We start from the raw sequence: 7,374 nt of genomic DNA, 5'->3' as shown, positions 1-7,374 counted from the left end.
TCCTTATGTAAGAATATATTTATCAACTTAAATATCCAATAATCTAGTATATCCTAAATTATGGATAGTTACAAATAATTAGTATTTATTATAATTTATACACAAATTATACAGTTTATAATCCATAAAAAAATAGATACTGATTTAATCAAATATCTATTTTTCTAATTTAAAGTGTTTTGGCAACATTATTTATTTTTTCTTTTAAGTCTATAATGCTTTTTCTAATCTCTTTAAAATTTGCGCTCACTAGCTTTTTATTTTTTACCACTACTTTTCCATCTACTATAACAGTGTCTACATTTGATGGATTTGATGAATATACTATAGCTGCATAATAATCGTAAATTGGTTGCATATTAACAGAATTTGTTTCTATTAAAGTTAAATCAGCCTTTTTCCCAACTTCAATTGATCCAACTTCTTTATCAATTCCAAGTACTCTTGCTCCACCAATCGTTGCCATTTCTACTAATTCTACTGATGGCATCAATGTTCTATCATTATTAAATAATTTATGTATTTTTCCGACTTGAGACATTTGAGTTATTATGTCTAATGTATTTCCACTCATTGGTCCATCAGTTCCTAATCCTATATCAATTCCTTTTTCTCTCATTTTTATAATAGGTGCTACTCCTTTTGCTCCTTTAGAATTTGCGCCTATATTATGAGACACTTTAACATCTCTTTTCTTTAGAATCTCTACATCATTATCATCAACTAATACAGTATGTGCCGATATAAAGTTAGAATCTAAAATTCCTAGACTATCCATATAAGCAACTGGAGTCAGATTGTATTTTTCTTTGTATTCATTTAATTCATAATCCATTTCTGCTAAGTGAGTAGTTAGTGGAACATTGTATTCTTTACTTATATTATATGCTTCTTTTAAAGATTCATCAGTATTTGTATAAGGTGCATGAGGTGCTATACCTGGGGTTATTAAATTATCATCTTTCCATTTTTCTATAAACCATTTTGAATACTGTAGCCCTCCAAATGGCTCTTTTGCGTTCGGTGAAGGAAAGTCTACTATAGTTTCACATAATACGCCTCTCATATTCATTTCTTTAGCTGCTTTTGCCACCTCGTCTTCAAAATAGTACATATCACAAAATGTTGTAACTCCTCCTAACAACATTTCAGCTATACCATATTTAGCGCCTATATAAGTCAATTCTTTATCTACTAGTTTTTGCTCTAGTGGAAACAAGTATCTTTTTAGCCTATCTTTGTAATCATCTGCTAAACTTCTAAATGGGACCATCGAAACATGAGTGTGACAATTTATCATACCTGGCATTAATATTCCTTCTTCTCCATCTATAATTTCAACATCATATTCATTTTTTAATTCATATTCTATATTCTTATTTCCGACATAAATTATTTTATTATCTTTAAATGCTACTACTCCATTTTCTATAATATCTTTATTTTCATTTATTGTAAGTATAGTAATATTTTTTAATAAAGTTACTTTATCTTTTGTATTCATATTATCCTCCAAAGTATAGGTATATTAAATTAGACTATGTATATACATAGTCTAATTTTTATAGTTCTAATTTTTAAACAAAGGAACAATTTTATTTTCCATTACATCTATTAATCCTTTATCTGTTATTTTAAGCGCTGGGCTAACAGGTAATGATAATGTACTAAATGACATTATCTCATTCATATGATTATATCCTAAATCTTTCATAGCACTTCTTACTTTACTTAGATTTTCACCTAATATTTCAATAGGTTCATCACTAATTATTCCACCTATTGGTAAACTTAAACTAGCTAATATGTTACCTTCATTAGATACTACATATCCTCCCTCTAATGAAATGACTTTATTTACAGCTAATACCATATCATCTACATTATTTCCCATCACCATAAGATTATGATGGTCGTGAGCCCATGTAGTCGCAACTGCACCCTCTTTTAATATACTACCTTCTACTAATCCAAAAGATACATTTTTATTTTTTCCGTATCTTTCAAATACCGCTATTAATGCACAATCATTATTTTCCCACTGAAGTATTTGATTATATATCTTTAAGGTTTTCTCACATTCCTTTGTAAATGTTGTGTTCTCATATACTTTCATTGTTCTACATGTAACATTATTTGTAAAGTTACTAGGTACTCTTACTAATAAGTCTTCTTTAGTTATTTTACCTAATTTTATGCTATTATAAAATTCTTTTTTTATAGTAGTTTTATTATTGAAATATTCCTTTTTTAACCCATTTGAGCTACTATATAGCTCTTCCCCATTTTTATAAACTTCATCTATTTTAAATTCTTCTAAGTTACTAATCAAAATAAAGTCTGCTATCTTTCCTGGAGCTATACTTCCTCTATCAAGTAATCCCATTCTTCTAGCTGGAGTATATGTTGACACGTATATGGCATTTTCTGGTGACATTCCTAGATTCATAGCTTCTATAACTAATTTATTAAGATGACCATATATTAATTTATCTGCCATTACATCATCTGTTGCTAAACAGAAATGTTCATATAAATTATTTTCTATTAAGTAATTTATATTTTCTTTAGTCATAGATTTATGTTGTACTTCTATAAACATACCATTTCTTATTTTTTCATCCAAAGATTTTACAGTTTGTTGTGTATGGTCTCCATTAACTCCACTACATAAGTAAAGAGATAAATCTACTCCTTCTATTTTAGGGCAATGACCTTCTAAAGGCATATTCTTTTTATTGTATTTAACGTAGTTTATTATATTGTTTATTTTAGAAGTTTTATCATCTATTAAATCTTTAAAGTTCATTACTTCTCCTAGGCATAAAACTTTATCGTAATTTAATAATTCTCTTACCTCTTTTACTCCTATTTCTCCCCCAGTAGTTTCTAGATCTTTAGTTGTTGATGGAACAGAACTTGGTATTCCATAAAATATATCCACCTTTTCTTTTCCTTTAAAAATTCTTTTATTCCTTCAACACCGAAAACATTTGCAATTTCATGAGGGTCAGCTACAACTGTAGTGACCCCCTGTTTTATGACAGCCTTTGAAAATTCACTAGGAATTGTCATCGAGCTTTCTATATGCATGTGTATGTCTATTAATCCTGGAATCATGTACCTATTATTACCATCTATTATATGATTAGATGTTAGTCTATCTTCATAATTATCTCCAATATGGATAAACTTACCTTCATGTATTACAACATCTCCCTTTATAAATTTTTTAAGATAACTATTGTAAACATTTAAGTTTTTTATAATTAATTGTACTTCCATAGTTTCACCTATTTAATACTAGTTCATTATTCTGTTCCAAGTATTAACCCATTCTCCCATTATTGAATTTACAAATTTAAAGTCTATAACTTTTGCATTTTCTAATACTTTTCCGTACGTTAAGTTCTTAGCATCTTCTTCATTTAATTTAACTTCACTATTAACTGGTGCTTCACTTAAAGCTTTAGCTGTTCTTTCTTGAACTTCTGGGCTTAAAGCGTAATCTATAAATTCATAAGCTAATTCTTTCTTTTGAGAATTTTTGTTTATGTTTATTGTATTAAAGTTTAAGTAAGTTCCTGATTCTGGAATTACATTTATAACTCCTGGCTTAGCTTTTGCTATTGTTTCATAAGCAAAATCTGATGCTACTGCTGCTACTATTTCTCCACTTGAGAACATATTAGCTAAATCTGATGATTTAGAATAAGTTTTAACAACATTTGGCTTTAATTTTTCTAATTCTTTAAATGCATCTTCACCATTATTTTTCTTTATATCAGAACCAGCTTTATCTGCTGCTATACTTACCATTGCTGCACCATTAGTAGTAGTTATATCTGGTATAGCTATTTTACCTTTTAATTCAGGCTTCCATAAATCTTCCCATGAATTTATTTCTATTCCTGCTGATGGGTCTACTACTATCCCTATACTATTTACTGTATAGGCTGGCCCAAATCCTCTATCTACAGTATGCTTTGCTTTTTCATTTATATTTTTAGAATTTGGTATTTTTGTATAATCTATTTCTTCAAATATTCCTGCTTCTATTCCTTCTTCAGCAAATGATTCTGCTAAGTAAGTTATATCTACATTTGAATTTGGATTGTTTTTCATTTTAGTTAATCTTTCAGAGTTGTTTCCAACTTCTAAAACTATTTCTACACCATGTTCTTTTGCAAATGGTTCAAATACTTCTTTCTTTAATACATCTTCATTTAATCCCCAAGTTGAAACTATAAGTTTATTATCAGATGCTGAACCTCCTGATTTTGAGCATCCAACTAAAGCTGTTGCTGAAAGTACTCCTGTTAATAATAATGCTACAATTTTCTTGTTCATTGTCATTCTCCTTTATGCACATTTTATAGTATAACTATTTTATTTGATGGTAATTGAAGTTTTACTTTATTTCCTTTTTCGTATATAACACTATTTTCACTATTTACAATTATACTACCCATTGATGTCTTAACATCATATTGATACGCCTTACCTAAGAAAGTTCTTATTTCTACAGTACCTTCAATAGTATTTTCTAAATCTTCATTAACTATCTTTATATCGTCTGGTCTTATAGTTGCCTTTGCATCTACTTTATTTTTATCTCTATCAACCTTAAATTCTACTCCATTTTCATTAGCATAAGTATTATCCGAAACTTTCTTTAAGTTAATAAAGTTTTCAAATCCTACGAACCTTGCAACAAACTCAGTCGCTGGATTTGAGTAAATATTTTCTGGAGTATCAAATTGTTCTATAACTCCTTTGTTAAGTACTGCTACTCTATCTGATATTGAAAAGCACTCTTCTTGATCATGTGTAACAAATAATGTTGTTATTCCAAGTTTTTGTTGAAGCTTTCTTATCTCAACTCTCATTTTAAGTCTTAACTTAGCATCAAGGTTACTAAGCGGCTCATCTAAAAGTAATAAACTTGGTTCTATAACTAAAGCTCTTGCTATGGCTACCCTTTGTCTTTGTCCACCAGATAGTTCTTTAGGATATCTCTTTGCTAAATGAGACATATCCACAGTTTCTAGTATCTCAGCAACTTTTACTTTTATCTCGTTTTTTGGTACTTTTTTCATATTTAATCCAAAAGCTACATTTTCTTCAACTGTTAAGTGTGGGAATAATGCATAACTTTGGAATACTAATCCGAAGTTTCTTTCATGAACAGGTATTTTTGTATAATCTTTATCACCTAGTAAAAACTTTCCTGCTGTTGGCTCTATAAATCCTGCTACAACTCTTAATGTAGTAGTTTTTCCACATCCACTTGGTCCTAAAAGAGATACTAATTCTCCTTTTTTAACCTTTAAGTTTAGGTTTTCTAGTATGTTATTTTTTTTATCGTATGAAACATTTATACCTTGTAAATTTATTAAATCCATTTTACTTATCCTCCAAGTCTTTATTCTTAAGCTGCGAAATTATTAAGACCTAATGTCTTTTCTAAGATGTACATAATTCCAATAGTTAATATCATTAATATTACTGATAACGCTGATACAGTTGGATCGTAATTATATTCAACATAATTCATCATTGTTATAGGTAATGTAGATACACCTGGTCCAGTTAAAAACATTGATACTGGAACGTTATTAAATGAATTTATAAAAGCTAGCATAAATGCTGCCATTACTCCTGATGTTATATTTGGTAATACTACTTTAAAGAAAGTTTGTGATTTCTTACACCCTAAGCTCATCGCCGCTTCTTCTATTGAGTAGTCAAATACTTCTAAACTAGATCCTATAACTCTTATAATGTAAGGAATAATTACTATCGTATGTCCAATAAATAAACTCATATTTACTGAAATGTTTAATCTTACTAATAAAAATTGGAATAGTGAAAATCCAACTACTATACCTGGTATTATAAGTGGTGAGAAAAAGAAACTTTTAATAGCTGCTTTTCCTTTAAAATCATATCTACTTAATCCATAAGCTGCTGGCATACCTATAACTAAAGCTGCTAATGTAGCGATACCCGATATAGTTAAGCTTGTTATCATCGAGCTAACGAAAGCTTGTGACTTAAATACATTTGCAAACCACTGTAAACTAAATCCTTTTGGAGGAAATGCTATATAATTTTCCGTCCCTATACTTGTCATAGCTATTATAGCTAATGGTGCAAACAAGAATATATATACTAATACAACAAATGCCGTTAAAAATTTATTCTTTTTCATTTTAAGAAACACCTCTCTTATCTAATCTTGATGCTAGGAAGTTGATTCCTTTTATAACTATTAAAGTAACTACAATCATTATAGTTGCTACTACTGCAGCTCCTTGCCAATCTCCTAATGTCATAGTCTTTTGATATATTAATGTTGCTAAAACTGTATTTTTATTTCCACCTAATAATTGAGGTGTTGTATATGCTGTTAAGGAACCTGTAAATACAAGTACTGTTCCAACTATTAAACCTGGTAAACTAAGTGGGAATATAACTTTGAAAAATGCTTTTAATTTATTCGCTCCTAAACTTTCAGCAGCTTCTAATAAATCATTTTCAACATTTTCCATAACTCCAACAAGAGATATAATCATAAGTGGTAAGAATATGTATACAGTACCTATTATGATTGCCCCTTCTGTATATAAAAGAGATAATGGTTCACTTATAAGATTTAGCTTCATAAGTAAACTATTTATAACTCCATTTTTTCCTAATATACTCATCCATGCAAAAGAACGAACAACAGAGTTTGTTAAGATTGGAAATACTGTTAAGGCAATAAATAATCCTCTTAACTTTTTAGATGTTCTTGATATGAAATATGCTACTGGTACTCCTACAAACATACAAATTATTGATGATAATAATGATATTTTTATAGTTCTAATAAATATACTCATCATATATTCATCTTTAAAAAATGACGTATATGCACTGAACATTCCATCTGTCGTATTAGTGAATGTAGGTAATATAGTACCAATTAAAGGAACTATCATAAAATACGCTACTAATACTACGCACGGTATAAATAATATATAATAACCTTTCTTTTTCATAATGTTAAACTCCCTCTCTAGATAATTTATAAAAAACGAATATTTTTGTCGAAATTTGATTTTATATTTACATTTTACTTTCAATATCGAACATTGTCAATATTTTAAATTTTATGTTTCGTTTTTATATAAACTTTAATTGTAAAATAAGTTTATTTATTCATTTGAAATCTAATTAATCTTAACTTTAATAAGTATCAAGTATAGGTATGCTATATATATTAATTAATTTAAGTCATAAAGAATTTGCTTCACTCATATCGCCAACGACCTACAAACCAGGTTCGTTGCTCAAATTTAGTAGTTGGAAATTATATTTATCCACAAA

7 protein-coding genes are annotated in these 7,374 nt (G+C 28.5%); all 7 read right to left on the bottom strand.

Translation table 11 applies throughout. The features are described from left to right. Positions 1 to 169: 169 nt before the first annotated feature. Complete coding sequence (locus BN899_RS13945) at positions 170 to 1,504, bottom strand: amidohydrolase (RefSeq protein ID WP_042276572.1); 1,335 nt, start codon at positions 1,502 to 1,504, stop codon at positions 170 to 172. Between the two features lie 66 nt (positions 1,505 to 1,570). Then, positions 1,571 to 2,944 carry an adenine deaminase C-terminal domain-containing protein gene (locus BN899_RS13940; RefSeq protein ID WP_242824196.1) on the bottom strand — a complete coding sequence of 458 codons (1,374 nt, stop codon included), beginning with the start codon at positions 2,942 to 2,944 and terminating at the stop codon, positions 1,571 to 1,573. Then, positions 2,890 to 3,285 carry an amidohydrolase family protein gene (locus BN899_RS19885; protein WP_242824195.1) on the bottom strand — a complete coding sequence of 132 codons (396 nt, stop codon included), beginning with the start codon at positions 3,283 to 3,285 and terminating at the stop codon, positions 2,890 to 2,892. The genes BN899_RS13940 and BN899_RS19885 overlap by 55 nt, the downstream gene beginning before the upstream one ends. Before the next feature lie 18 nt (positions 3,286 to 3,303). Next, positions 3,304 to 4,350, bottom strand: a complete 1,047-nt coding sequence (locus BN899_RS13935) for an ABC transporter substrate-binding protein (RefSeq protein ID WP_042276570.1) — start codon at positions 4,348 to 4,350, stop codon at positions 3,304 to 3,306. A gap of 23 nt (positions 4,351 to 4,373) precedes the next feature. Continuing rightward, entirely contained in the window at positions 4,374 to 5,405 is a 1,032-nt protein-coding gene (locus BN899_RS13930; RefSeq protein WP_042276568.1) for an ABC transporter ATP-binding protein, read from the bottom strand. Positions 5,406 to 5,431: 26 nt separating this feature from the next. After that, positions 5,432 to 6,214, bottom strand: a complete 783-nt coding sequence (locus BN899_RS13925; RefSeq protein ID WP_042276566.1) for an ABC transporter permease — start codon at positions 6,212 to 6,214, stop codon at positions 5,432 to 5,434. A gap of 1 nt (position 6,215) precedes the next feature. Next, positions 6,216 to 7,046, bottom strand: a complete 831-nt coding sequence (locus BN899_RS13920; RefSeq protein ID WP_042276564.1) for an ABC transporter permease — start codon at positions 7,044 to 7,046, stop codon at positions 6,216 to 6,218. Between the last annotated feature and the right edge of the window lie 328 nt (positions 7,047 to 7,374).

The sequence above is a fragment of the Faecalimicrobium dakarense genome, assembly GCF_000499525.1.
Taxonomy (GTDB): domain Bacteria; phylum Bacillota; class Clostridia; order Peptostreptococcales; family Peptostreptococcaceae; genus Faecalimicrobium; species Faecalimicrobium dakarense.
The sequence above is the reverse complement of the archived record's forward strand: the minus strand, read 5'-3'. Positions and strand labels throughout refer to the sequence as shown.